The 747-nt window shown below is 46.7% G+C and carries 1 protein-coding gene; it reads right to left on the bottom strand.

Going from position 1 to position 747, the window contains the following annotated elements:
- A partial coding sequence (locus tag G9H60_RS13215) for an Ig-like domain-containing protein (protein WP_223144511.1) occupies positions 1 to 747 on the bottom strand: 747 nt, incomplete at both ends.

Raw genomic sequence — 747 nt, 5'->3', positions numbered from 1 at the left:
CCGCCACAGAACCCGTAGCCGTTAAGACTACACCTGTTTCCGCTTTGGTATAAGTTACACCGGAGATAGTCACGGCACTTGTTCCAGCAGTCATAGTTCCTGTCACAGTACCACCTAAAGTACCTGTGCCTGTTTTACGAGTTAAGGTGACAGTACCATCTAAGGTAGCATTCACTGGATTGCCATTGGCATCCGTTAAGGTTACTGTTACGGCAAAACCAGTACCAGCAGTTTGTTGAGCGATGTTGCTTACGACTAATTTAGTTGCGCTACCAGCCGTGTATGTGATGGTAGATTGAGTTTGAGAACCCGTACCACTTTTTACTTGAGCAGCACCTAAGGTAGCTACGAAAACTCCTGAACCAGCGGTATTAGGAGCCGTTACGGTAGCAGAGTAAGTACCATTACCGTTATCGGTTACAGAACCAATGGTACCTGAACCCGAAGAATTTGTGATAGTTACTGTAGCACCACCAGCAGTTAAGTTATTTCCATTGGCATCTTTTGCCGTAACAACTAACACCTGTGTAGATCCATCAGCCACAATACTAGCCGAAGTAGGAGTTAAGGTAGAAACAGCTGCATCAGCTGCACCCGCCACCACCGTAAAGGCATTGGAATCACCTGTTTTACCATTGACATTACCCGCCACAGAACCCGTAGCCGTTAAGACTACACCTGTTTCCGCTTTGGTATAAGTTACACCGGAGATAGTCACGGCACTTGTTCCAGCAGTCATAGTTCCTG

This window comes from Aquirufa aurantiipilula, assembly GCF_019923745.1.
Lineage (GTDB): Bacteria > Bacteroidota > Bacteroidia > Cytophagales > Spirosomataceae > Aquirufa > Aquirufa aurantiipilula.
This window is presented reverse-complemented; position numbering and strand designations above follow the sequence as displayed.